Genomic DNA, 22028 nt, shown 5'->3' on the forward strand with positions numbered 1-22028 from the left:
TACAGAGCATGAGCAGAAAGGGAAGTTGCTGGGACAACGCGGTGGTCGAACGCTTCTTCCGGAGCCTGAAGAACGAATGGATCGGCGATCAGGAGTACGGTAGTCACGAACAGGCTCAACGCGATATCACGGGCTACATCGCTGACTTCTACAACTACCGGCGCATTCATTCGGCAGCAGACAATCTGCCGCCAGTGCGATACGAAACTTCGATTTATTGAAAAGCCCCTTTGTGGGTGTCCAAAGAGGCTTGACCACTACAGTGCCGCCCCGCACAGGGGCAACGCCTGCATACCGATGCGAAAACAAGGAAAAGCCAAAAAGAGAGCCAGCCGCTAAGGAAAATCCTGCATAGCAAGCCAGTGCCGAATCATCCGCGCCTGATCGGCATCGAGCGACTTGAGCACCTGCTCAGCGGGCTCGCGCCGAAGCGCCTCAACCACAGGCGCAAGCGCAGCATCGCACAGATGCCAGATACCGAGCGGCTGATCCGGGCTCGCGACCACGTCTGCTTCGGCAATCATGCCGCCATCGATCACGGGTGCGCGCCCTACGTTCAACTCGTTGAAATCGGCGCTAACGTGAGCGGGCCGGTCATCAGGCCACGCACCGCGCGTTTGCCAGAATGGCCGCGTCGTCCAGCGCTGTTCGAGCGCATAGACATCGCGCCCGGTGCGCGCGAAGCGCATGAACAACTGCTCGATGCGCTGCTGGTGAAAGCGCAGCGCGAGCGGCGCACGCTCGGGCCGCGCGAGCAGCGTGTGGATCACAGCGGGCGCCTGCAACGCGGAGGTGAGCGACTGGAACACGCCATTGCCCGCGAGCGGATCGACGGCCATGGCGGCGTCGCCCACGCGCAACCAGTTATGGCCGCCGGTACGCCCGCACAGCGTGGCGGTACTGCTGCGCGCATAGAGGCGTGCATCGTTCGCGGCGTCGCCGGCGAAGAAGTCGCTGGCAAGCGGCGAATGCCGCATGCGCTCGCAAAACGCGAGCAGTTCATCGCGCTGCGGCAGTTCGGGGTTCGTGACGTCCAGCGTCAATTGCCAGTAGCAGCGGCCGTCACCCAGACGCGCCATCCATGCCCATCCGGCCGGCAGGCTTTCCACGGCAGTGGCTGCTGCGCCCGCGCGGCCCTTCCATACGTTCAGCAGGCTCACGGTTTGCGGGCCGCGCGTGGCGTCGCGCAACAGCGGCGCGAGGCGCCCGCGCGCTTCGACCAGAAAGTCCGCGCGTAACGTGAGCGGTCCATCGGCGGTCTCGATCATGAGATCGTGACCCGCGGATGAGGAATGCAGCGAGCGCACGTTCGCCTCGATCATGTCGACGCCCACGCTGCACAGGTCCTCGCGCAGGGCCGCATCGAACACGCGCCGGTCTACGAGGAATTCTGCATCGAGCGTTTGTAGCGCGCCGTTCCAGAGCGTGGTGCGCACGCACGGCCCTTCGCCGCAGCTGGCTGCGCGATGCAGGCCCGCGCGGCGCAGCGCTTCGATCGCGCGTGCCGAAAAGGCTTCGGCAGCGTCGAAGCGGCGCCAGTCGCTCACCACCTGCACGCGATAACCGAGCCCCGCGAGCGCGCGCGCAACGGCTGCGCCCGCTGGCCCCGCGCCGAGCACGACGATGCTGGCGGCGTTCATGACGCGCGCGCTCGCGAATGCACACACGCGTGCACGCTCGCGAACATGATGTGCGTGACGGCATGAAGGGGAGAGAAGTAACCGTGCATGCTGTCCCCCGTGGAATCATGGCGCATCGCTTCGCGACCCCTGCGCTGCGCTCGAAATGCGTGAGACCTAATCTGGCATAGATGCCGCGATAAAGCTATCCGGTCAAAGAAGGATTTCAGTAGCGGAAATCCCGCATTCCGATGCGCAATGCGTATGAACGATCGTGCGCTGTAATTGCTTTGCGAATTGGCGATGCATGCCGGGTTGCGGCACGCACCGATCGTCTGTATTCCTCACAAGGATGCTTCGCTTCAACGAGGCAAAGCGGGGACAGGGCGTGATGTGGCTATCGAGGCGATGCGGCAGACAAATTTGCAGGAATGCCATCCTGCCATTCGCTCCAGTGCGCGACGATGGTCTGCACGAGCGGACGGCCCGCGCGATAGAGGTTTTCCAACGCGGGTGCAAAGCCGCCCTGGCTCGCATAGTTCAGCAGATTCGCCGCGTTCGATTCGCCCGCATACGGACGATCGAAGTCCGAGCCCGCGCGCAGCACGGCCACGCGATCGAGGTCCACGCGTTGCGCACGCGCCGCGCGGCTGAGTGCTTCGAACGTGGCGTTGTCCTCCTGCTGCGTCATGCAGTACACGCCTTGTCCGCCGGTCAACTGGCGCGTGAACTCGCTCGCCCTCGCGCCGAGCGCCTTGCCCGACCACCAGGTATCGTCGGCGACCGAATCGCAACGGATCACCGTGGGCGGCCGGTTGGCGGGAGCGTAAGCATATTTCGCGCGCGCGGCCTGGGCCTGCGTGCTATCGGCGAGCTTCACGTCGCGCGAGATCGCCCAGGCGGCTGAGGTGAGCCTCGGATTCAGGTGGAACACTTCGGTGCGGTAGTCGAGCGCGGGCTTGTCGTTGGGGCTTTTCGTGTTGATGCCGAGATAGCCGGTGCGCCAGCCGCGCGGGCGGCCATCGCCGTCGATCTCCCACTGCAGGCCGAAATCGACGAGCCAGTCCGACCAGGCCGCCGAGCCGATCGTGCCGTGCTCGGGATTCACTCCCGCGATGCCCGCGATGAGGAAGTAAGTCTTGCGCAGGTCGAACTGCGGCGCGAAGGCGAGGGCCATGGTCGAGGCGGCGGCATTCGCGTGGCCCATGCCGGTCGTCATCACGCAAACGTCGTCGGCATTGCATTGCACATTGGGGTAGTCGGGCGAGAGGCCCGCGATCGTCACGGACTCCCAGGGACCGAGGCGATCGAGCCATGTCTTCGCTTCGGGCGCGAACATCGTCACGATCATGACTTTCACCGGACGTCCGTGTGGGGTGACGCCGCTTTGCGCGAAGGCCGCGTTTTGCGCAGAAAGCGTTCCGGCGTCCTGTTGCGCTGAACGGGGCTGCGACGCGCAGGCAGCGAGCGCCAGCGCGGCGCAGAGGAGCGTGAGGCGGGTTCGCATTGTGCATGTCCTTATGGTTGTACGCGTACCGGGCGACCCGATTGAGCGGGTGAATGTTCAGGAAAATACGCTCGACTATGACAGTTTTGCGAAGGCATCGCGCCTCACGCGGCGCTGTTGCCTTTGCGTGCCACGCGAAGCGCATTTTTGCGCCAAGTTCCTATACTTCGACTAGCGCGCCCAACGGGGCAGCCTCGCCAATACGAAGCGACAAGGCCGCGCGGCCCCCCGGTCCGCATGCGGCACTACCAGGAGGGAGACATGGGACAATCCGCATCCGCGGCGCCCGCGCACGGGCGCCTTGGCGACTCCGGCCCGCATCGCCCGGCGCTTCCCGCGCTCGCGCTGGCCGCGCTCGGCGTGGTCTACGGCGACATCGGCACGAGCCCGCTCTACACGCTCGCGACCGTGTTCGATCCCAGCAACGGCCTTGCGGTCAATGCTTTCAATATCGTAGGCATCGTCTCGCTGATCTTCTGGTCGCTCATGATCGTCGTCTCGCTCAAATACGTCGCGCTCATCCTGCGCGCGAACAATCACGGCGAGGGCGGCATCATGGCGCTGCTCGCGCTCGCGGCTTCCTCGGTGGCGTCGCGGCCGCATCTGCGTGCTGCGCTGCTCGTGATCGGCGTGATGGGCGCGGCGCTCTTCTTCGGCGACAGCGTGATCACGCCGGCCATCTCGGTGCTGAGCGCCGTGGAAGGCCTCGAAGTGGCCGAGCCCGCGCTCAAGACCTACGTGATTCCGGTGACGCTTACGGCGATCATCGTGTTGTTCGTGACGCAAAAGCACGGCACGGGTGGCATCGGTGCCGTGTTCGGGCCGGTGATGGTGCTGTGGTTCGTCGTGATCGGCGTGGCGGGCGTGGCCAACATTGTCTCCGCGCCGGCCGTGCTGTTCGCGCTCGATCCGCGCGAGGGCATCGCGTTTTGTCTGCATCACCGCTGGCTCGCCTTCGTCGCGCTGGGCGCGGTCGTGCTCTCGCTCACGGGCGCCGAAGCCCTCTATGCCGACATGGGTCACTTCGGCAAGCAGCCTATTCGCCTCACGTGGTTCGGCATTGTGTTTCCTTCGCTCGCGCTCAACTACCTGGGGCAGGGCGCGCTGCTGCTGGCCAACCCCGGCGCGATGCAAAACCCGTTCTACCGGCTCTTCCCGCAATGGTCCATCGTGCCGATGATCGTGCTCGCGACCGTCGCCACCGTCATCGCCTCGCAGGCCGTGATTTCGGGCACCTATTCCATGGCAATGCAGGCCATGCAGCTTTCCTTCCTGCCGCGCATGAATATCGTGCACACTTCGGAGCGCGAAATCGGGCAGATCTACGTGCCCGGCATCAACTGGATCCTGCTCGTCGCCGTGGTCGCGGCGGTGGTGGGCTTCCGGTCGTCCACGGCGCTCGGCTCCGCTTACGGCATCGCCGTGACCGGCACGATGCTCATCACGACGTTCCTCACGTTCTTCGTCGTGCGTTACGCGTGGCACTACAACTGGCTGCTGTGTGTGTTCGCCACGGCGTTCTTCTTCGTGATCGACGCCATGTTCTTCTCGGCCAACCTGCTCAAGATCGTGGATGGCGGCTGGTTCCCGCTCGCGATCGGCGCACTGATGTTCACGGTCATGGCGACCTGGGGAAAGGGCTGGGAAATGATGGCGGCCGAGGCGCGCACGCGCGCCGGCAAGAAGCCCCTCAAGCCTTATCTCGCGGCGCTGCTCGAGAGCTCGCCGGTGCGCGTGGGCGGCACGGCGATCTTCCTCACGCCGAACGCCGACGCCGTACCGCACGCGCTCGTCAACAACTTGCGGCACAACCGGGTGTTGCACGAACGCGTAGTATTCCTGAGCGTGAAGACGAAGAGCGTGCCGTGGGTGGCCGAGAGCGAGCGCGTGATGGTCGAACTGCTATGTCCGGGCTGCTACTGCGTCGTCGTCAATTACGGATTCAAGGACGAGGTGGACTTGCCATGCACGCTCGCCGCCTATAAGTCCGCGGAGTTGACGTTCGATCTCGACGAGACGTCGTGGTTCCTCAGCCGCGCCGTGGTGGTGCCGAAGCGCGGCCATGGCATGGCGCTCTGGCGTGAGCGTCTTTTCGCGGTGATGCTGCACAACGTCGGCAATATCGCCGCGTTCTTCAAGCTGCCGGCCAATCGCGTGATCGAGGTCGGTGCGCGCATCGAGATTTAGGCGGCTCGACGCGCGTGGCGCTGACGGGTTCTGGGCGCGCGCGGATTGTGGCGTAGACCCACGCCAGGCTGTCGCGCTGACAGGAACTCAGGCGTAGGATGATCGGAATCGCATCGTAGTCATGTGGCAGCGAGCCGGTTGCTAGCCGGTTGCAAGCGGGTCGCCGCATGACCGAAGGAGGGCCATCATGAGACGCCTCTATTTCCTCGCTCCCGACACCACCACGGCGCAGGCGATCGTCGACGATCTGCTGCGCGCGCGCATCACGTGGCGTCATATCCACGTGCTCGCCAATCACAGCGTGGGGCTCGAACGCTTGCCCGAGGCCTCGCTGCTGCAGCGCAGCGACGTCGTGCATGCGCTGGAGCGCGGCGTGATGTTCGGCGCGGCGACTGGTGCAATCGTCGGTCTCGTGGCGCTGATGTTTCCGCCCGCGAACTTCGATATCACGGGCGGGGTGGTCGTCGTGCTGACCCTCGCGGGCGCGATATTCGGCGCGTGGGTGGCCGGCATGATCGGCGTGGACGAACCGAACACACGGCTCTCGCGCTTTCACGGGCCGATCGAGGACGGCCAGCTGCTGGTCATGGCCGATGTGCCCGGCTCGCGCGAAGCGGAGATCGAGGCGAACATCGCGCAGCACGTTCCGCGTGCCGACGTGGAAGGCGCGGAAGCGACGACGCCCATCTTTCCCTGAAAGCGCCGGGGCTTCAAAGCGAATCACGGCGGCGACGCAGGCGCGTTTGCCCACGCCGCCTGTCGTCCAATTCGCGCCCCATTTCACTGCCTTGGCGTGCCTTTTTAGGGCCGCAGCGTTCAACCATTGACCGCCGAAGTTCGGCCGCGCCACCGGCCGCCGCCAACGTCCCGCGCCCGCCGCCGGGCGCGCCATTCCCTCGCCAAATCCGCATTTTGACCGGCTTGCGCCCGCGACAAGGCAAAATACGGGTTTTGAGCCCGTGCCGGGCTCGAGTTTCCCCTGCCGGCCGCCTCCTTCCAGGCATCGATCGGGCCTCGTTGCGAGCCCGGCAGGTCGGCTCGCCTTGTCTGCGAGCCCTCAAGCGATATTGGAGTCGTCTACATGCCCGAATCGAATCTGTCTTTCTTCGGCCGTCTTTCGGTCGCGCTGGGATCGTTCTTCGCGATCCTCGGCGACGGCGAGCTCGCCGCCAACGTGCGCGGTCTGCGTGAAGGCGGGCTTGCCCCCGCCGCCGCTGCGCCTGCGCCCGCCGCGGCGCCGGTCGCGAAGCCGGCACCAGCACCTGCACCCACCGTCATCAAGGAAGCCACGCCCGACGCCGCGCTCCAGCTGCTCGGCCTGCTCCAGCGTAACGCGCGCTTCGTCGATTTCGTCGAGGAAGACATTGCCGGCTATGCCGATGCGGATATCGGCGCCGCCGCCCGCATCGTCCACGAAGGCTGCCGCGCCACGCTGCGCGACCACTTCGCGATCCGCCCGGTGCGCAGCGAGTCCGAAGGCTCGCGCGTGACGCTGCCGGCCGGTTTCGACGCCGCCGCCGTGCGCCTCACCGGCAACGTGGTGGGCGAGGCGCCGTTCAGCGGCAGCCTCACGCATCGCGGCTGGCGCGTCGAGGAGGTCAAGCTGCCGCAACTCGTCAAGACGCACGACGCGCGCATCATCGCGCCGGCGGAGGTGGAGCTGTGAGCGATCCGCGATATTCGATTGGCATCGACCTGGGCACGACGCATTGCGCGCTGTCCTACGTCGACCTCAGCGCCAGCGATGGCGAAAAGACCCAGCAGGGTGTGCTGAACGTGACCCAGCTGACGGCGCCGGGCACGCTGGAAGCGCCCGACCTGCTGCCTTCGTTTCTCTATTTGCCGCATGCGGGCGAGCTGACGCCGGGCGACCTCACGCTGCCGTGGACCACCACGCGCGAGTACGCCGTGGGCGAGCTTGCGCGCAGCCGTGGCGCGGGCACGCCGATCCGCCTCGTCTCGAGCGCGAAGAGCTGGTTGTGCCACCCCGGCGTGGATCGCCGCGCGGCCATTCTGCCCAACGACGCGCCGCCCGAAGTCACGCGCGTGTCGCCGCTCGAAAGCTCGGTGCGCTATCTCACGCATCTGCGCGAGGCCTGGGACCACGCGCACCCCGAGGCGCCGTTCGGCGAGCAGGAGATTACCGTCACGATTCCGGCCTCGTTCGACCCTGCCGCGCGCGAGCTGACGGCCGAGGCCGCGCAGGCGGCGGGCTACGCGAAGATGACGCTGCTGGAAGAGCCGCAAGCGGCCCTCTATAGCTGGATTCAGAAGAGCGGCGGTGCGTGGCGCAAGGACGTGAAGGTCGGCGACATCATCCTCGTGGTCGACGTGGGCGGCGGCACGACCGACCTTTCGCTGATCGCCGTGGTCGAGCGCGAAGGCAATCTCGAACTGCACCGCGTGGCCGTGGGCGAGCACATTCTGCTCGGCGGCGACAACATGGACCTCGCGCTCGCGCACGTGGTCGCGCGCAAGCTCGCGGCCCAGGGCACGCAGGCCGATCCGTGGCAACTGCGCGCGCTGACCTATGCGTGCCGGTCGGCCAAGGAAACGCTGCTGAGCGACGCCTCCGTCGATACGGTGCCGATCGTCGTGCCTAGCCGCGGCTCGAAGCTGATCGGCGGTTCGATCCGTACGGAACTCACGCGCGCCGAACTCACGCAGATCATTCTCGAAGGCTTCTTCCCGCAGGTGGACGCCGCCGCGCGCCCCGCCGTGCGTACGCGCGTGGGTCTCACGCAGCTTGGCCTGCCGTATGCGCAGGACGCGGGCGTCACGCGCCATCTCGCCGCCTTCCTCGGCCGTCAGGTGCAGGCGCTCGCGGAACTCGAAGGCTTTGGCGCGCCGCCCGCAGGCGCGACCTTCCTGCACCCCACGGCGGTCCTTTTCAACGGCGGCGTGTTCAAGTCGGCGCTGCTTTCGCAACGCGTGCTCGATATCCTCAACGGCTGGCTCGCGGCCGAAGGCGCTGCGCCCGCGCGTCTGCTAGGCGGTGCCGATCTCGACCTCGCGGTGGCGCGCGGCGCGGCCTATTACGGCTACGTCAAGCGCGGCAAGGGCGTGCGCATTCGCGGTGGCACGGCGCGCGCGTATTACGTGGCCGTCGAATCGGCCATGCCGGCGGTGCCTGGGCTCGAGCCGCCCGTGTCGGCGCTCTGCGTCGCGCCGTTCGGCATGGAAGAGGGCACCGAGGCGGCGCTGCCGCCGCAGGAGTTCGGCCTCGTGGTCGGCGAGCCGGTGCACTTCCGTTTCTTCGGCTCGTCGGTGCGGCGTCAGGACCAGGTCGGCACGATGCTCGACTACTGGTCGCCCGAAGAATTGCAGGAGCTGGAGGAAATCCAGGCCACGCTGCCGACCGAAGGCCGCACACCCGGCGAGGTCGTGCCCGTGAAGCTGCACGCGCGCGTGACGGAGGCGGGCACGCTGGAGCTCGAAGCCATGCCGAGCGGCACGAACGAGCGCTGGAAGGTCGAGTTCGACGTGCGTGGCGGAGCAGGCGACTGAGCCCGATGAAGCCATACGTCGTCGGCATCGACCTGGGGACGAGCAATACCGTCGTGGCGTACGTGGAGGCGGGCGGCGACGCCATCCGCGTGTTCGACGTCGAGCAGCTCACCGGCCTCGGGGAAGTGGGCGCGGAAAAGATGCTTCCTTCCGCGCGCTATCACCCGGCGGCAGGCGAGCTTGCGGCGGGCGATCTACGCTTGCCGTGGCGCGCGCCGACGCCCGGCGACGACGCCGTCATCGGCCGCCTCGCGCGCACGCTCGGCGCGCAGGTGCCGGGCCGGCTCGTGGCGAGCGCGAAAAGCTGGCTCTCGCATGCAGCGGTGGATCGCCTCGCGCCGATCCTGCCGTGGGGCGCGCCCGATGACGTCGCCAAGGTTTCGCCGGTGACCGCGAGCGCCAGCTATCTCGCGCACGTGCGCGCCGCGTGGAACCATCGTTTCCCGCATGCGCCGCTCGAAGATCAGGACGTCGTGCTCACCGTGCCCGCCTCGTTCGATGACGGCGCGCGCGCGCTCACGCTCGAAGCGGCCCGCATGGCGAAATTGCCCGCGCTGCGCCTGCTCGAAGAACCGCAGGCCGCGTTCTACGACTGGCTGTATCACCATCGCGCGACGCTCGACGCGGAGCTGGGCGCGTCGCGCCTCGTGCTCGTGTGCGACGTGGGCGGCGGTACGACCGACCTCACGCTCATCAAGGTGCAGTTCGAGGGCGGCGAGCCGCAGCTCACGCGCATCGGCGTGGGCAATCATCTGATGCTCGGCGGCGACAACATGGATCTCGCGCTCGCGCATCTGGCCGAAAGCCGGCTCGCGAACGCGCAAACGCGCCTGAGTGCGGCGAGCCTTTCGCAGCTCGTGGAGCGCTGCCGCGTCGCGAAGGAGCAGTTGCTCGACGCGAGCGCACCCGAGTCCGTGCCGATCACGCTGCTTGGCGCGGGTGCGCGTCTCGTGGGCGGCGCGCGTACCACGCAGCTTGGCCGCGAGGAAGTCGCGCAGATCGTGGTGGACGGCTTCTTCCCGATGGGCACTCACGGCGACCTGCCGCGCCGCTCGCGCGCGGCGATCGTCGAGTTCGGCTTGCCCTATGCCGCCGATCCGGCCATCACGCGCCATATCGCGGCGTTCTTGCAGCGCTTCGCCGCGCAGTCGCGCGAGGCGCTGGGTTCTTCGGGCGCGGCCGGTGAACCGGAAACCGCGCTGCCCATGCCGGACGCGCTGCTGCTCAACGGCGGCGTGTTCCGCGCGCGCTCGCTCGCGCAGCGTCTGGCCGATACGCTCGGCACGTGGCGCGGCGAGCCGCTCAACGTGCTGCAGAACGATCAGCCCGACGTGGCCGTCGCACGTGGCGCGGTCGCCTATGCGCTCGCGCGGGCCGGCAACGCGCCGCGTATCGGCGGCGGCTCGCCGCGCAGCTACTTTCTCGTGCTCGACGAAGGCGCGGCAGCCGATGCCGCTGCGCGCGGCGTGTGCGTCCTGCCGCGCGGCACAGAGGAAGGCCACGAACTGCATCTGGACGACCGCACGTTCGCATTGCAGCTGGGCCAGCCGGTGCAGTTCCACCTCGCATCGACGGTGGCCGACACCGCGTGGCAACCCGGCGAGCTGGCCGACCTCGCAGCGGGCGACTTCGTGCGCCTGCCGCCGCTCGCGACCGTGGTGCCCGCAGGCGGCGGCGATGCAAAGACGGCGCGCGAGCGTCCCGTCAAGCTCACGACCGCGCTCACCGAAGTCGGCACGCTGGAGATGCACTGCATCGCCACCGACGACGCCTCGCAGCGCTGGCTGCTCGAATTCGCGCTGCGCCGCGCGGAGCACGAGGCCGGTGCCGGCGCGGCGAACGGCGAGTCGCGCCATGCCGGCCTCGACGAAGCCATCGACGCGATCGAACGCGTGTTCGGCGCGCGCTCCGTCAAGGTCGACGCGAAGGAAGTGAGGCGCTTGCGCGCGCATCTCGAAGAGCGGCTCGGGCCGCGCCAGAATTGGGACGGCCCGCTCCTGCGCGAGCTGTTCGGCGCGCTCTGGGAACGCGCGGGCAAGCGCCGGCGCTCCGCCGATCACGAACGCCTGTGGCTGAACCTCGCCGGCTTTTGCCTGCGTCCGGGCTTCGGCTATCCGCTGGACGAATGGCGCGTCGAGCAGCTCTGGTCGCTCTTCGACGACGGCATCCAGTTCGTGGGCGAAGGCCAGGTGTGGTCGGAGTGGTGGACGCTCTGGCGGCGCGCGGCCGGTGGTCTGAACGAGGCGCAGCAGCACGAGGTGCTGGAGGCGATGACGTACCTCGAAGAGGCGGCCGGCTCGAAGCGCCACAAGCTGCCCTTCGACACCGCGAAGCTCGGCGTGCCGGACATGATCCGGCTCTACGCGTCGCTCGAACAGATTGCGGCCGGGCGCAAGATCGAGATCGGCGAGCGGCTGTTGCAGCGGCTTCAGAAGCCTTCCGAGAATCATCAGACGTGGTGGGCCGTGGGCCGCATCGGCGCGCGCCAGCCGTTCTACGGCAGCGCGCACGGCGTGGTGCCGCCGCAAACTGCCGCGCTTTGGCTCGACGCGATTCTCGCGCTCGACTGGAAAAAGATCGAACCGGCGATGTTCGCCGCCGCGCAAATCGCGCGCATGACGGGCGACCGCTCGCGCGACCTGCCCGCCGGGTTGCGCGAGACCGTGGTGCGCCGGATGGAGTCGGCGAACGCGCCGCCTGCGTGGGTCACGATGGTGCGCGAAGTCGTCGCGCTCGATACCGCGGACACGGGCCGGGTGTTCGGCGAGGCGCTGCCGGCGGGGCTGAAGCTGCTTGCGGGTTGATCGCGGGCTGAGCGACACGCGACTTCTGCGGGAAGCCCGGCGCGCGTATGATCGAACGCCTGATTCCAACTGAAACACAGCGGACTGATCTGCCCATGAATTCTCCTGCCGATGCTTCCTCGCCGCGCGCCTTGCGCGCGCTCTCGCCGATCGAGGCGCGTATCGTCGGCGTGCTGGTCGAAAAGCAGCACACGGTGCCCGACACCTATCCGCTCTCGCTCAACGCGCTCACGCTCGGCTGCAACCAGAAGACCGCGCGCACCCCGGTCATGAACGTGAGCGAAGCCGAAGTGCTGGCCGCCATCGAAGACCTCAAGTTGCTGAGCCTCGTGTTCGAAGGCAGCAGCAGCCGCGTGCCGCGCTTCGAGCACAACCTGAACCGCGTGCTCGGCGTGCCGAGCCAGGCCGTGGCGCTCCTGACCGTGCTGCTGCTGCGCGGCGCGCAGACGGGGGCGGAATTGCGCCTGAACTCGTCGCGCCTGCACGGGTTCGCCGATGTCTCGTCAGTCGAAGGCTTCCTGGAAGAGCTGGCCGAGCGCGAGCCGCCGCTCGTCGTGAAGCTGCCGCGCGCGCCGGGCGAACGGGAAAGCCGCTGGATGCATCTGCTGTGCGGCGAAGTGAACACGGCGAGTTTCGTTGCCGCGGGGGCCATCGCGCCCGGCGCTCGTGAGGAAGCCGGCGAGAGCGTGTCGCTCGCGGACTTCGAGGCGGTGCGCGCCGAACAGCAGCGTCTCGCCGACGAAGTCGAGCGTCTGCAGACGCTCGTCGCGCGCATGGCCGCCGAACTGGGCATGTCGCTCGACTGAGTACCGTCACTCCGCCGTCGCGCCATGGACGCCGCCGCATCCTCCGCCCAGCGCCTGCGCCAGGTGCGCGACCTGCCGTGCCCGCGCGGCTTGCCGCTCATCGGCAATCTGCATCAGCTCAACGCGCCGAAACTGCATCGCGTGCTCGAACAGTGGGCGGAAGAACTCGGCACGCCGTATCGCTTCCAGATCTGCGGCATGCCGGTCACGGTCTGGAGCGACGCGGAGCTGAGCCAGAGCGTGATGCGCGAGCGTCCGCATCGCTACCGGCGTTACGCGTCGCTCGAACCCGTGCTCGCCGAAATCGGCTGCAACGGGGTGTTCTCGGCTGAAGGCGCGGCGTGGGAGCCGCAGCGCCGGCTCGTCATGCAGGCGCTTTCCATCCCGCACCTCCGCGCGTTCTATCCCACGCTGCAGGCAATCACGGCGCGTCTGCACGACCGCTGGCAACGCGCGGCCGAGCGCGGCGAGGTGGTCGAGATGACCGACGACCTCAAGCGTTACACGGTGGATGTGACGAGCGCGCTCGCCTTCGGCGAGGACCCGCGCACGCTCGAGCAGGAGCGCGGCGTCATTCAGGAGCATCTCGCGCAGATCTTCCCGACGCTCATGCATCGCGTGAACGCGCCGTTCCCGTACTGGCGCTATGTGCGTTTGCCGCGCGACCGCCGCACGGACCGGGCGCTCGCCGAAGTGCAGCGCACGATACGCGGCATGATTGCGCGCTCGCGCGAGCGCATGCGCGACGAGCCGTCCGATGCGCCGCGCCATCTGCTCGAAGCGATGCTCGCGCTGCGCGATGCGCCGGGCTCCGACGTGACCGACGGCATCATCGCCGCCAACGTGCTCACGCTGCTGCTGGCGGGCGAGGACACCACGGCCAATGCGCTGGCGTGGTCGCTCTACTATCTATGCGCGGACGAACCGCTGCAGCAGCGCCTCGCCAGCGCAGCGCACGCGGTGCTCGCCACACACAACGTGTGTCCGGACTACAGCCTCGTGAAGGACCTCGACCTGTTCGAAGCCGTATGCAGCGAAACGCTGCGCTTTCGTCCGGTGGCCGCGATCATGGCGTTCGAGCCCGTAGAGAATGTGCAGGTGAGCGACGTCGCGTTGTCCGCCGGTTCGAAGATGTTCTTCCTCACACGCCCGCCCATGCTCGACGCGCGCCACTACTCGCAGCCCCGGCGGTTCGACCCCGAGCGCTGGCTGCGCGGCCATGCGGGTGGCGATGCGCGTGTGCACGATCCGCGCGCGTGGGTGCAGTTTGGCGCGGGGCCGCGTGTGTGTCCGGGGCGGCATCTGGCGGCGATGGAAATGCGCCTCGTGCTCTCCACGCTGATGAACCGCTTCAAGGTGAAGCTGGCCGCCGATCCCTCGACGATCGAGGAAATCACGGCGTTCGCGATGGTGCCGAACCGCATGCCGGTGCGGCTGGAATTGTGGCCACGGGTTGAGTCGCTTCAACCACAAACGAATCAACCGGGCCGTGACTGAAGTCTCAACCTTGCGTGATGAAGGTGTGGACGTGGGTGTTGAAGAGGTCGGGGTGCGTGCCGTTCATGCCGTGCGTGGCGCCCTTGATCGTGACGCGCCGCGCGAACGCGATCCACTCGTCCAGCGCTTCGACGTTGTTGCGGAACATGAGCGGGCTGCGCTGGCCGTCGATCAGCAGCGTGCGGCACTTGATCTCGCCGGCGGCGCGCGGCGCATAAGGCGGCAGCGGGTCCTGCAACTGCTTGGGCAGCGTCGTGGCGTTGGCGATGGCCATCTGACGAAACGCCGCCGAGCCTTTCTTCCAGGCGCCTGGCACGCTCACGGAGTCGACGAACAACTCGAGTCCCGCTTCGACTTCGCCGGCGTGGATGAGGTCGGCGGCGCGCGTGCGCAGTGCGTTGGTCGCGGGAGGCAGCGCGGCTTCGTCGTCGTCCACGCGGGAGAGCGGGCCGCCCGGGTCGGCCAGCACCAGCGTGCGCACGAGGCGCGGATAGCGGCGCGCCAGATGCCACGCTACGCAGCCGCCACGCGAATGGCCCACGAGGTGGACCGATTCAACGCCGAGCGCGGCGATGAAATCGGCCAGCTCGGTGACGTGGCTCTCCCAGCCGAAATCGCCCTGGATGCAGGCGTCCGCCGCGGGCCAGTAGTGGCTCAGGCTAGGCGCGATGCAGCGGAAATGCTCCGACAGGCCGTTGAGCTGCGGCATCCAGTAGCGGTAATCACAGAGCGATCCGTGGACGAACAGCAGCGGCTCGCCATCGCCGCGCTCGAGGAACGGCAGGGCAATGCCCGAGTGCAACGTGGCGTACGACAGGTCGGGCGCGGCGAGTAGGGAGGGATCGATGCGTTGGTTCAAGGAGTGGCTCCGAGCGTATGAGCGTCACTTTGCCGCAAGCGCACGATTAAGGGAAACTCAATAAACTGAAGGAATCGATAAGGTTTTCTGATTCGAAAAAGGGGCGTAACGCCGCAAGGCCTGTCGGGCGGGGTTGTTCTCTTTCAGTGCTGAAAGCAAGCGGGCGCGCCCACAGCGCGGGCAGGTTGGCGCGCGGCGGTCGCATCGTGGTTTGCGGACGGTGATGGCCGCTTTCGCGGCGGGGGATTTACGCCTTCGGCGCCACGAGATTGGCGTCGCGCGCGAGCAGCCAGCGTCCGCTCGCATCCTTGCGCACCAGCGTGAGCGTGTAGCCCGCACGCCGCATGGGCTGCGCTGCGCCCGGCGGCGTAATGGAGATGTCGATGCGGTTGCGCAGAAAGGCCCAATCCCCCAGCACCTGAAGTTCCACGATCTCAGCCGTGCCTTCTATGCGCATGTCCTGCTGCGCTTGCGAAGCCGCGGCGAACTCGGCCTTGCCGAACGGCTCCTGGCCTGGCACCGTGAACACCACGTCGTCGGTCATCAGGCTCAGCACTTTGGCGGTGTCGCCGGCGCGGCTGGCTTCCATCCAGGTTTGCACCAGTTCGCGAATGGCGCGTTCGTCATCGGTCATCGTGGGTTTCCTCGTGTTTCAGTTCAACGATTCTGGAATGCGAGCGCGGCGCCTCAAAACGCACTGCGATACGCGAACAGGCCCGGCAAGCCGCCGGTCATGACGAAGAGGACGTTCTCGCCGCGTGCCAGGCGTCCCGAACGCGCGGCTTGCACGAGACCGGCGAATGCCTTGCCGCTGTACACGGGGTCGAGCAGCAGGCCTTCTTTCGAAGCGACGAGCCGCACGGCCTCGCGCATGGCGTCGGTGGGAATGCCGTAACCGTCGCCGAGCTGTGCTTCGTCGATCACGATCGAGCGGCCCTCGATGCGCCGAGCCGGATCGATCAGCTCGAGCGTCTTGCCGGCCTTTTCGAGCGTTGCTGCATGGGCTTGCTCAGCCTTCGCCAGGACGGTGTACGCGAGCACGAGGCTCGGGTCGATGCCCAGCGCCGCACAGCCGGCGGCGAGCCCCGCGTGCATGCCGCCGCTGCCGTTCGGCACGACGATGCGCGCGAAGCTCAATCCCTGTGCATGGGCCTGCGTCATGATTTCGGCGGCGCACGCCGCGTACCCCAGACATCCCACCGGGCTCGACCCGCCCAACGGGCACACGTAGACCTTGCGGCCCTGGGCGCGCAACTCGTCGGCGCGCGCCTGGGCGAACTCCAGTGCATTGGCCGTGCCGGGCAGGTCGTGCACGCGTGCGCCGAGCAGGTCGTCGAGCAGGATGTTGCCGTTCTCCAGATACTCGAAGTCCTCGCGCGGCACGGCCCGCGTGAGCACGAGTTCGCACTGCAGGCCTGCTTGCGCCGCCGCAGCCGCCGTCAAGCGCGCATGGTTCGACTGGCGCGCGCCTACGGTGATGATCGTGTCCGCGCCCGCAGCCAGCGCTTCGCCCACCAGGAACTCCAGCTTGCGCAGCTTGTTGCCGCCGCCGCCGAGGCCAGTGAGATCGTCGCGCTTGACATAAACATTCACGCCCCCAAGTTCGTCGCTTAGCCGAGGCAATGGCTGGATCGGCGTGGGTCCTTCCAGCAGTGCGCGGCGAGCATGCCGCGAAAGATCGAGCTGATACGGGGATGCGGAATGGGGTGCGGCATTCGTTACGGTAGTCATCGGGCTCTCGCTGTCTGGCAGTCTGGAATGGGAGCGTAACTGGCGACATTTACATTTGCCAGGCGCCGAATAATAACCAGGGTAATTCTCGAATAATGCGCGACGCCTCAGGGTTCTCACGTCCACGTAATTCCGTATTGCGTCGCAGCAAGGAGGTTTTTAAACTGATTCTTATCCAGGCAATCGTCCGAGACGATATTCCCACCACGGGAGGCTTCAAATGAATATTTTTCAATCGCCGAGCCAACCATCGAGTCCGAGGCTGCACGTATTCGAACAGGAAGGCGGCTGGCACTGGGGTATCACCATAGAGCGTTCGGCAGGCGGCGGGTTCAAGGTCATCGCGTACAGCGAGAAGACGTTCCGCGCCGAAAACGAAGCACAATCCGACGGCGACCGCGCCCTCGTCAATCTCGCCGAACTGGTTTGAGCCGCGCGCCGCGCGGCTGCGTATTTTCGCGTCTGCGGCACCTTTCCTCGCATCCTTCCACGTTTGCGGCCCGCGCCCCCCGCGCTGCGCCGGAATCGATGTTTCTTTTCGTCTGATCCCTTTGCTTGCATGCGCTCAGGCCGCGTCCGTCGGCCTCAGTGACGGATCGTGCGACGTTTGCTAAAAATCAGCGCGCAATTCCATGCGCCTCGGTATCTTGAAAAATTGCCCGAGAGGGCTTTTCAGACCGTTCCTGAACGCCGTCACTTTCCTTATGACCTCACCCGCGCCGCGCCCCTCGCCGACACTCGCGCCCGATCTTCAACTGGGCGAACCCATGACCGATACGATGCATGCCGAGTTCGTCGCGCTGCTCGACGCGCTCGCGCGAGCGAGCGACGGAACATGGCTAGGCGCGTTCGACGCGTGGGCGGCGCATACCAAACAGCATTTCGCGCAGGAAGAAGCGTGGATGGTGGAAATGAACTTCGGTCCGCGCCATTGCCATGCTAGCCAGCATCGGCACGTCCTGAACGTGGTCGGCGAGGTGCGCAGGCAAGTTGCCGACGAGGGGCGCTTCGACACGGGGCGGCAACTGGTGGGCGAACTGCGCGAATGGTTCGCCTGGCACGTGAAGTCGATGGACGCGCTCATGGTCGAAGCCCTGCGCGAACGCGGCATCGCGAAGGTCGATCAAGCCGATCAAGCCGTTCAAGCCGTCTGAGTCACATTCCAATCGTTCGATTCATGCAAGCAGATATCGTAATCGTAGGCGCCGGGCCGGTGGGGCTGTGTCTCGCGCGCTCGCTCAGTGGTGTCGGCCTCAAGATCGTCATGGTCGAGCAGCAGAGCCTCGCCGACATCGGCGAGCCGCAGTTCGACGGGCGCGAGATCGCGCTGACCCAGAAGTCGGTGCGCGCGATGCGCAGGTTCGGGCTTTGGGATCTCATTGACCCGCACGCGCGTGCGCCGCTTCGCAGCGCCAGGGTGTTCAATGGTCCCTCGCCGGGGGCGCTCGAGATCGGGCACGACCTGAGCGGCCACGCGGAGCTGGGCTGGCTGGTCTCCAATCATCTGATTCGCAAGGCTGCCTATGAGGCGCTGCGGCAAAGCACGGCGGTGCATGGCGACGTGACGCTGCTCGCGGCCCAAAAGGTCAGCGCTGTGAAAGCCGATGACGCTCTGGCGAGCGTGACATTGGAGAGCGGCGAAACGCTCTCGGCGAAGCTGATCGTCGCGGCGGACAGCCGCTTCTCGTCCACGCGCAAGATGATGGGCATTGCCGCCAGCATGCACGATTTCGGCAAAGCGATGCTGGTTTGCCGCATGACGCATGAAGCGCCTCACGAGCACGCCGCGTGGGAATGGTTCGGCTACGATCAGACGCTAGCGTTGCTGCCCATGAACGCAGAGCGCTCGACGAACGCGCATCAGTCGTCGGTCGTGCTCACGCTGCCCGTGGGCCAGGTCAACGAGATCGCCGCGCTTGCGCCCGACGCATTCGCGCGGCATATCGAGGATCGTTTCATGCACAGGCTGGGCGCGATGCAGCTGGCGAGCACCCGGCATGTGTATCCGCTCGTGGCCGTTTATCCGGAACGCTTCGTCGGCAAACGCTTCGCGGCCGTGGGCGACGCCGCGGTCGGCATGCACCCGGTGACCGCGCATGGGTTCAATTTCGGGCTGCTCGGCGTGGAAACCTTAGGTAACCGAATCATCGAAGCGCACAAGAGCGGCTTCGATATCGGGGCCGCCCCGGTTTTGCAGCGCTATGAAACCCAGCACCGCCGCGCGACCAAGCCGCTCTATCTCGCGACCCGGTTCATCACCGACGTCTATACGAACAACAGCGCTCCCGCGAAACTGGCGCGCGACTTCATGCTGCGCGCGGCTTCGAAACTGATGCCGTTCAGGAGGGCCATCGCGGCTTCGCTGACCGGCTGACGTCAGGCGCCCTCGCGCACATCGACCGCAACGATGCGCTCGAGGGCAGCCACCGCGTTCGCCACGCCGTTTTCCGCACGCATCGTTTCTCCTAGTGCGCGGGCGCGGCTTCGCACCGTTTCGCTGGCGGCAAAGTCGAGTGCGTTCGCGAACGCTCGGGCGTTGGGCTGGCGTCCGTCGACGGCTGGCGGTGCGACGCCAGCCTGGCGCAGGCGCTCCGCCCAGAAGAGCTGATCGCCCGCGAACGGCGTCACGATGGAAGGCACCCCTGCGCGTGCTGCGGAGTGCGAAGTACCGGAGCCGCCGTGATGAATGACGGCGGCAGTGCGCGGGAGCAGCCAGTCGTGCGGCGTGTCGCCGACGACGAAAAAGTTTTCGGGAAGCGCCAGCGGATCGATGCCGCTCCAGCCCGGGTAGAAGAGTGCGCGCCGGCCCTGCATCGCTTCGATCAGGGCATTGAGCAGCCGCGCATTGTCGAAGCCCGTCATGCTGCCAAAGCCGATGTAGACGGGCGCGTCTCCCGCAGCGAGAAAGCGCGCGAGCGCAGCCGGTGGCGTCCATGCCGGGCTCGGCGCCAGCCACTGTCCGCATAGATGCGCGTTGGCGGGCCAGTCGGCGGGCGCGGCCAGCAGGCCTGGCGAGACGCCATACACCATCGGGTGGTCCTTCCATACGGCCTTGCGCGGCGGCAGGCCGAACATCGCGCGCGCGGCGTTGGTCCTGTCGCGGAACGCCTTCCAGAGCAGGCCGTTCACCAGCGCGTGGCTGGCGCGGTTGAGCACGCGCGGCACCCACCTGGGCGGCAAGAACGGCGAGGGAAAGGCCGCAGTCGGCGTGATCGGGATCATGCCCGAGCCGATGCCTTTCGCGCCGAGATACTCCGCCGCGGAAAGCCCCACGAACGCGGCCAGCCCGGCAACCAGAATCGCATCGCAACCCTCGCCCGCCTCGACGATGGTGCGCATCCATGACTGCGCGTTTTCGTTGGCGATCTTCGCGAGCGCGCGCGCGGTCTCGTTGAAGCCACCGCCCCTCGCGACGACGCCGGCGATCGCGTGGTCTGGGCGAAGCATGCCGCGAATGTCGCCGGCCAGCGCCGTGGCCGGCACGCCGAGTGCGTGGGCGCTGCCGAGCGTGGCGGCGTCGGCGAGCAGGCGCGCTTCGTGCCCGGCGTCCATCAAGCCGCGGCAAAGCGCGGCGAACGGGCGCGCATCGCCTTCGGTGCCGTAGGTCGCTATCAGTAGCTTCATGGGGCCTTTTTCCTCGATTTCGGCGCGGCTTTCGCGGGTGTTTTCCGGGCCGCCTGCGCGGGCAGGGCCGCGCCGTGCAGGAACAAATCGACCGCAGCGGCAAACTCCTTGCGCAGTTTCAGGCGCGGTTCGGCGAGCCAGCGCAGCATGGCGCCGAGGTAGAGGTGGTGGAACGAGAGGGCGAGCCGCGCCGCGTCGAGATCGCCGCGCAGTTCGCCTTGCGCCTGCGCGCGCCGGACGAGCCAGGCAAAGGTATCGGCGATGTCGCTGAGCTGCTCGCTGTCCCGCGACGGCGAAGGCTCCGTGCCGATGCCGAGAAAGCGAAACCGCAGGTAAGGCGCGAGATAGTCCGGGTGCGCCCCGCACCAGCTCGCGGAATGATCGAGCACGAGCCGCGCGCCCGCGGCGAAGCCCGGTGTGTGTTCGAGCCTGGCGTGCAGCGCCGCGAGATTCGCCGCCAGTTCGAGATGCAGCCAATGGGCGAGCACCGCCTCTTTCACCGGGAAATGGTTGTACAGCGTGCCCTTGGCCACGTCCGCGGCGGCGGCGATCTGCTCCATGGTCACCGGCTCGTAACCGTGAGCTTCGAAGAGCGCGGCGGCGGTGCGCGCGAGACGTTCCAGGGTCTGCAGACGTTTGCGGTCGCGGCGGCCTGGGGGAGCGGGTGTGGACGTGGACATGTGAACGATGAATAATATTGTACGTCGTGCAATATTATTCATCGTTCACAAATCGTCTGCAAGTACTGCCTGAGGGGCCGATCAGTGATGCCAGAAGAGGGGGTCCTGGCGAGAGCGGTTGTCGCCTGCCTGCGCATACTGGCTTTCCCATGGCCATGTACGGCCATTGCGCTTGCCGGCGGCCGGCCGGTGCTCGGTGCTGGCGAGCGTGAGCAGGTGCCTCGCTTCGCGGCTCGATGCGTCGACTTCCACCGCATGCCCCGCGTTTTGCCGCACACAAGCCCATTGGCGCTCGTGCTCGCATTGCCGAGCCTCGCCGATCAACGCGTCGCGCTGCTGCTCGCGCGCGACGAGGTCGGCCTGCAGCTGCTGCGCTTCGGGGTTGCCGGGCTCGACGGCGAGTGCACTCGTGAGCGCCCGGCGTGCGGGCCAGAGGTTGTTCTTGTCGAGATTCAGGCGCGCGCTGGCCAGATTGCTCGCGACCTCGGGATGCTCACTCGCATAGCGCGGCGCGGCGGGCGGGCGTGAGACGGCCGGCGCATTCTCCTGGGCGACGCGGTGCTGCGCCGCGTTCGCACGCGGCAGGACGGCGGCCGGCCGGTTAGTCAGCGCGGCGAGGGTGCCGCTAGTGCCCTGTACGCCTTGTGTGCCCTTCGACCCGATCACGGACCCCACGACCACCTGCGCGCCGAGCTTCGGCTCCCATTCGCTGCGATGCAGGAACGCAAAGCCGGCGAGCGCGATCGCGAGTGCGCCGAGACCCGCCCACGCATAACGCGGCAGCCGCTTGCGCTCGGCGACGTGTTCCTCGTCGATCGAAGGGTACTCGCCGTCGTAGGCCCGATTGCCGCCAAGGGCGCCCGGGAGCGTGCCCAGGTTCGCGCGCAGGCGCTCGGCTACCCCGTGTGCGCGTTCGTCCGGCAGGCCTTCGCTCGCGGCTGCGATGCGGGCGGCAGCGGCCTGTTGATTCGCTCCGCATTGGGGGCAGAGTGCGAGCGGCGCATTGAACCTGGTCCCGCAGTAGGGGCACTCCGACGGATCGGAATCGTCGTGACCAGGGGCGTTGAGCATGGGAGGAGCGCGCTTTCGCTTCGATTGACGAATTGCCGCAAAATCGGTGCCTGATTTACGCACTCATTTGAATATGGGCCACTTCGCCGCGAAGATCAATCGGCGGATTCCGCCAGTCTGGCGGATTTGGACAGGC

At 67.1% G+C, this 22028-nt stretch carries 19 protein-coding genes; 11 read left to right on the forward strand and 8 right to left on the reverse strand.

Annotated elements, in window-relative coordinates; all coding sequences use genetic code 11:
- The coding region (locus tag A3CW_RS0132960; protein WP_028207373.1) for an integrase core domain-containing protein at positions 1-221 on the forward strand (221 nt) is incomplete at its 5' end.
- Positions 222-335: 114 nt separating this feature from the next.
- On the opposite strand, the gene qhpG is transcribed toward A3CW_RS0132960, so the two are convergent.
- Both qhpG and A3CW_RS0132970 read right to left on the reverse strand, forming a co-directional pair.
- Positions 336-1640: a flavin-dependent monooxygenase QhpG gene (qhpG, locus tag A3CW_RS0132965; RefSeq protein ID WP_028207374.1), complete on the reverse strand. Its 1305-nt coding sequence runs from the start codon at positions 1638-1640 to the stop codon at positions 336-338.
- Positions 1641-2016: 376 nt separating this feature from the next.
- Complete coding sequence (locus A3CW_RS0132970) at positions 2017-3126, reverse strand: purine-nucleoside phosphorylase (protein WP_028207375.1); 1110 nt, start codon at positions 3124-3126, stop codon at positions 2017-2019.
- A 261-nt stretch (positions 3127-3387) separates the two neighbouring features.
- On the opposite strand from A3CW_RS0132970, the gene A3CW_RS0132980 reads away from it, so the two are divergent.
- The 7 genes from A3CW_RS0132980 to A3CW_RS48275 all read left to right on the forward strand — a co-directional run bounded on the left by A3CW_RS0132980 (position 3388) and on the right by A3CW_RS48275 (position 13927).
- Entirely contained in the window at positions 3388-5313 is a 1926-nt protein-coding gene (locus tag A3CW_RS0132980; protein ID WP_028207376.1) for a potassium transporter Kup, read from the forward strand.
- A 187-nt stretch (positions 5314-5500) separates the two neighbouring features.
- A complete protein-coding gene (locus tag A3CW_RS0132985; RefSeq protein WP_028207377.1) occupies positions 5501-6010 on the forward strand; it encodes a hypothetical protein in 510 nt (169 codons plus the stop codon).
- 384 nt (positions 6011-6394) lie between these two features.
- Positions 6395-6979, forward strand: coding sequence for a DUF2760 domain-containing protein (locus A3CW_RS0132990; protein WP_028207378.1), 585 nt, complete (start codon positions 6395-6397; stop codon positions 6977-6979).
- Positions 6976-8820, forward strand: coding sequence for an Hsp70 family protein (locus A3CW_RS0132995; protein WP_028207379.1), 1845 nt, complete (start codon positions 6976-6978; stop codon positions 8818-8820). The genes A3CW_RS0132990 and A3CW_RS0132995 overlap by 4 nt, the downstream gene beginning before the upstream one ends.
- Positions 8821-8825: 5 nt before the next feature.
- Entirely contained in the window at positions 8826-11624 is a 2799-nt protein-coding gene (locus tag A3CW_RS0133000) for an Hsp70 family protein (protein WP_028207380.1), read from the forward strand.
- Positions 11625-11719: 95 nt separating this feature from the next.
- Positions 11720-12430: a YceH family protein gene (locus A3CW_RS0133005; protein WP_028207381.1), complete on the forward strand. Its 711-nt coding sequence runs from the start codon at positions 11720-11722 to the stop codon at positions 12428-12430.
- Between the two features lie 24 nt (positions 12431-12454).
- Positions 12455-13927 (forward strand): cytochrome P450, encoded by a 1473-nt coding sequence (locus tag A3CW_RS48275; RefSeq protein ID WP_051481866.1) that lies wholly within the window; start codon positions 12455-12457, stop codon positions 13925-13927.
- A gap of 4 nt (positions 13928-13931) precedes the next feature.
- Here the strand turns inward: A3CW_RS48275 and A3CW_RS0133015 are convergent, their stop codons facing one another.
- The 3 genes from A3CW_RS0133015 to A3CW_RS0133025 all read right to left on the reverse strand — a co-directional run bounded on the left by A3CW_RS0133015 (position 13932) and on the right by A3CW_RS0133025 (position 16517).
- Positions 13932-14786 (reverse strand): alpha/beta fold hydrolase, encoded by an 855-nt coding sequence (locus A3CW_RS0133015; RefSeq protein ID WP_028207382.1) that lies wholly within the window; start codon positions 14784-14786, stop codon positions 13932-13934.
- A gap of 247 nt (positions 14787-15033) precedes the next feature.
- Positions 15034-15420, reverse strand: coding sequence for an SgcJ/EcaC family oxidoreductase (locus A3CW_RS0133020; RefSeq protein ID WP_028207383.1), 387 nt, complete (start codon positions 15418-15420; stop codon positions 15034-15036).
- 53 nt (positions 15421-15473) lie between these two features.
- The gene (locus A3CW_RS0133025) at positions 15474-16517 is read right to left on the reverse strand and encodes a D-cysteine desulfhydrase family protein (protein ID WP_028207384.1); all 1044 of its coding nucleotides are present in this window, start codon (positions 16515-16517) and stop codon (positions 15474-15476) included.
- A 220-nt stretch (positions 16518-16737) separates the two neighbouring features.
- Here A3CW_RS0133025 and A3CW_RS0133030 point away from each other — a divergent pair, with 220 nt between their 5' ends.
- From A3CW_RS0133030 to ubiM, 3 genes are all read left to right on the forward strand, one after another.
- Positions 16738-16947: a hypothetical protein gene (locus tag A3CW_RS0133030; RefSeq protein WP_035514678.1), complete on the forward strand. Its 210-nt coding sequence runs from the start codon at positions 16738-16740 to the stop codon at positions 16945-16947.
- 274 nt (positions 16948-17221) lie between these two features.
- A complete protein-coding gene (locus tag A3CW_RS48280) occupies positions 17222-17671 on the forward strand; it encodes a hemerythrin domain-containing protein (RefSeq protein ID WP_035514679.1) in 450 nt (149 codons plus the stop codon).
- Between the two features lie 23 nt (positions 17672-17694).
- Complete coding sequence (gene ubiM / locus A3CW_RS0133040) at positions 17695-18891, forward strand: 5-demethoxyubiquinol-8 5-hydroxylase UbiM (protein ID WP_028207386.1); 1197 nt, start codon at positions 17695-17697, stop codon at positions 18889-18891.
- A 2-nt stretch (positions 18892-18893) separates the two neighbouring features.
- On the opposite strand, the gene A3CW_RS0133045 is transcribed toward ubiM, so the two are convergent.
- From A3CW_RS0133045 to A3CW_RS50395, 3 genes are read right to left on the reverse strand one after another with little or no spacing between them, the layout of a single operon-like run.
- Positions 18894-20141, reverse strand: coding sequence for a glycosyltransferase (locus A3CW_RS0133045; protein WP_028207387.1), 1248 nt, complete (start codon positions 20139-20141; stop codon positions 18894-18896).
- Positions 20138-20863, reverse strand: coding sequence for a TetR/AcrR family transcriptional regulator (locus A3CW_RS0133050; RefSeq protein ID WP_407669789.1), 726 nt, complete (start codon positions 20861-20863; stop codon positions 20138-20140). Before A3CW_RS0133050 ends, A3CW_RS0133045 begins: the two co-directional genes overlap by 4 nt.
- 39 nt (positions 20864-20902) lie before the next feature.
- A complete protein-coding gene (locus tag A3CW_RS50395; protein WP_028207389.1) occupies positions 20903-21892 on the reverse strand; it encodes a hypothetical protein in 990 nt (329 codons plus the stop codon).
- Positions 21893-22028: the final 136 nt, after the last annotated feature.

Source organism: Paraburkholderia nodosa DSM 21604 (assembly GCF_000519185.1).
Classification (GTDB): Bacteria; Pseudomonadota; Gammaproteobacteria; order Burkholderiales; family Burkholderiaceae; genus Paraburkholderia; species Paraburkholderia nodosa.

What these genes read in the sequence shown, in the direction of transcription:
- qhpG (WP_028207374.1), bottom strand. Translation starts at nt 1,640, where the DNA reads ATGAACGCCGCCAGCATCGTCGTGCTCGGCGCGGGGCCAGCGGGCGCA.
- A3CW_RS0132970 (WP_028207375.1), bottom strand. Translation starts at nt 3,126, where the DNA reads ATGCGAACCCGCCTCACGCTCCTCTGCGCCGCGCTGGCGCTCGCTGCC.
- A3CW_RS0132980 (WP_028207376.1), top strand. Translation starts at nt 3,388, where the DNA reads ATGGGACAATCCGCATCCGCGGCGCCCGCGCACGGGCGCCTTGGCGAC.
- A3CW_RS0132985 (WP_028207377.1), top strand. Translation starts at nt 5,501, where the DNA reads ATGAGACGCCTCTATTTCCTCGCTCCCGACACCACCACGGCGCAGGCG.
- A3CW_RS0132990 (WP_028207378.1), top strand. Translation starts at nt 6,395, where the DNA reads ATGCCCGAATCGAATCTGTCTTTCTTCGGCCGTCTTTCGGTCGCGCTG.
- A3CW_RS0133000 (WP_028207380.1), top strand. Translation starts at nt 8,826, where the DNA reads ATGAAGCCATACGTCGTCGGCATCGACCTGGGGACGAGCAATACCGTC.
- A3CW_RS0133005 (WP_028207381.1), top strand. Translation starts at nt 11,720, where the DNA reads ATGAATTCTCCTGCCGATGCTTCCTCGCCGCGCGCCTTGCGCGCGCTC.
- A3CW_RS48275 (WP_051481866.1), top strand. Translation starts at nt 12,455, where the DNA reads ATGGACGCCGCCGCATCCTCCGCCCAGCGCCTGCGCCAGGTGCGCGAC.
- A3CW_RS0133020 (WP_028207383.1), bottom strand. Translation starts at nt 15,420, where the DNA reads ATGACCGATGACGAACGCGCCATTCGCGAACTGGTGCAAACCTGGATG.
- A3CW_RS0133025 (WP_028207384.1), bottom strand. Translation starts at nt 16,517, where the DNA reads ATGACTACCGTAACGAATGCCGCACCCCATTCCGCATCCCCGTATCAG.
- A3CW_RS0133030 (WP_035514678.1), top strand. Translation starts at nt 16,738, where the DNA reads ATGAATATTTTTCAATCGCCGAGCCAACCATCGAGTCCGAGGCTGCAC.
- A3CW_RS48280 (WP_035514679.1), top strand. Translation starts at nt 17,222, where the DNA reads ATGACCTCACCCGCGCCGCGCCCCTCGCCGACACTCGCGCCCGATCTT.
- ubiM (WP_028207386.1), top strand. Translation starts at nt 17,695, where the DNA reads ATGCAAGCAGATATCGTAATCGTAGGCGCCGGGCCGGTGGGGCTGTGT.
- A3CW_RS0133045 (WP_028207387.1), bottom strand. Translation starts at nt 20,141, where the DNA reads ATGAAGCTACTGATAGCGACCTACGGCACCGAAGGCGATGCGCGCCCG.
- A3CW_RS0133050 (WP_407669789.1), bottom strand. Translation starts at nt 20,863, where the DNA reads ATGAATAATATTGCACGACGTACAATATTATTCATCGTTCACATGTCC.
- A3CW_RS50395 (WP_028207389.1), bottom strand. Translation starts at nt 21,892, where the DNA reads ATGCTCAACGCCCCTGGTCACGACGATTCCGATCCGTCGGAGTGCCCC.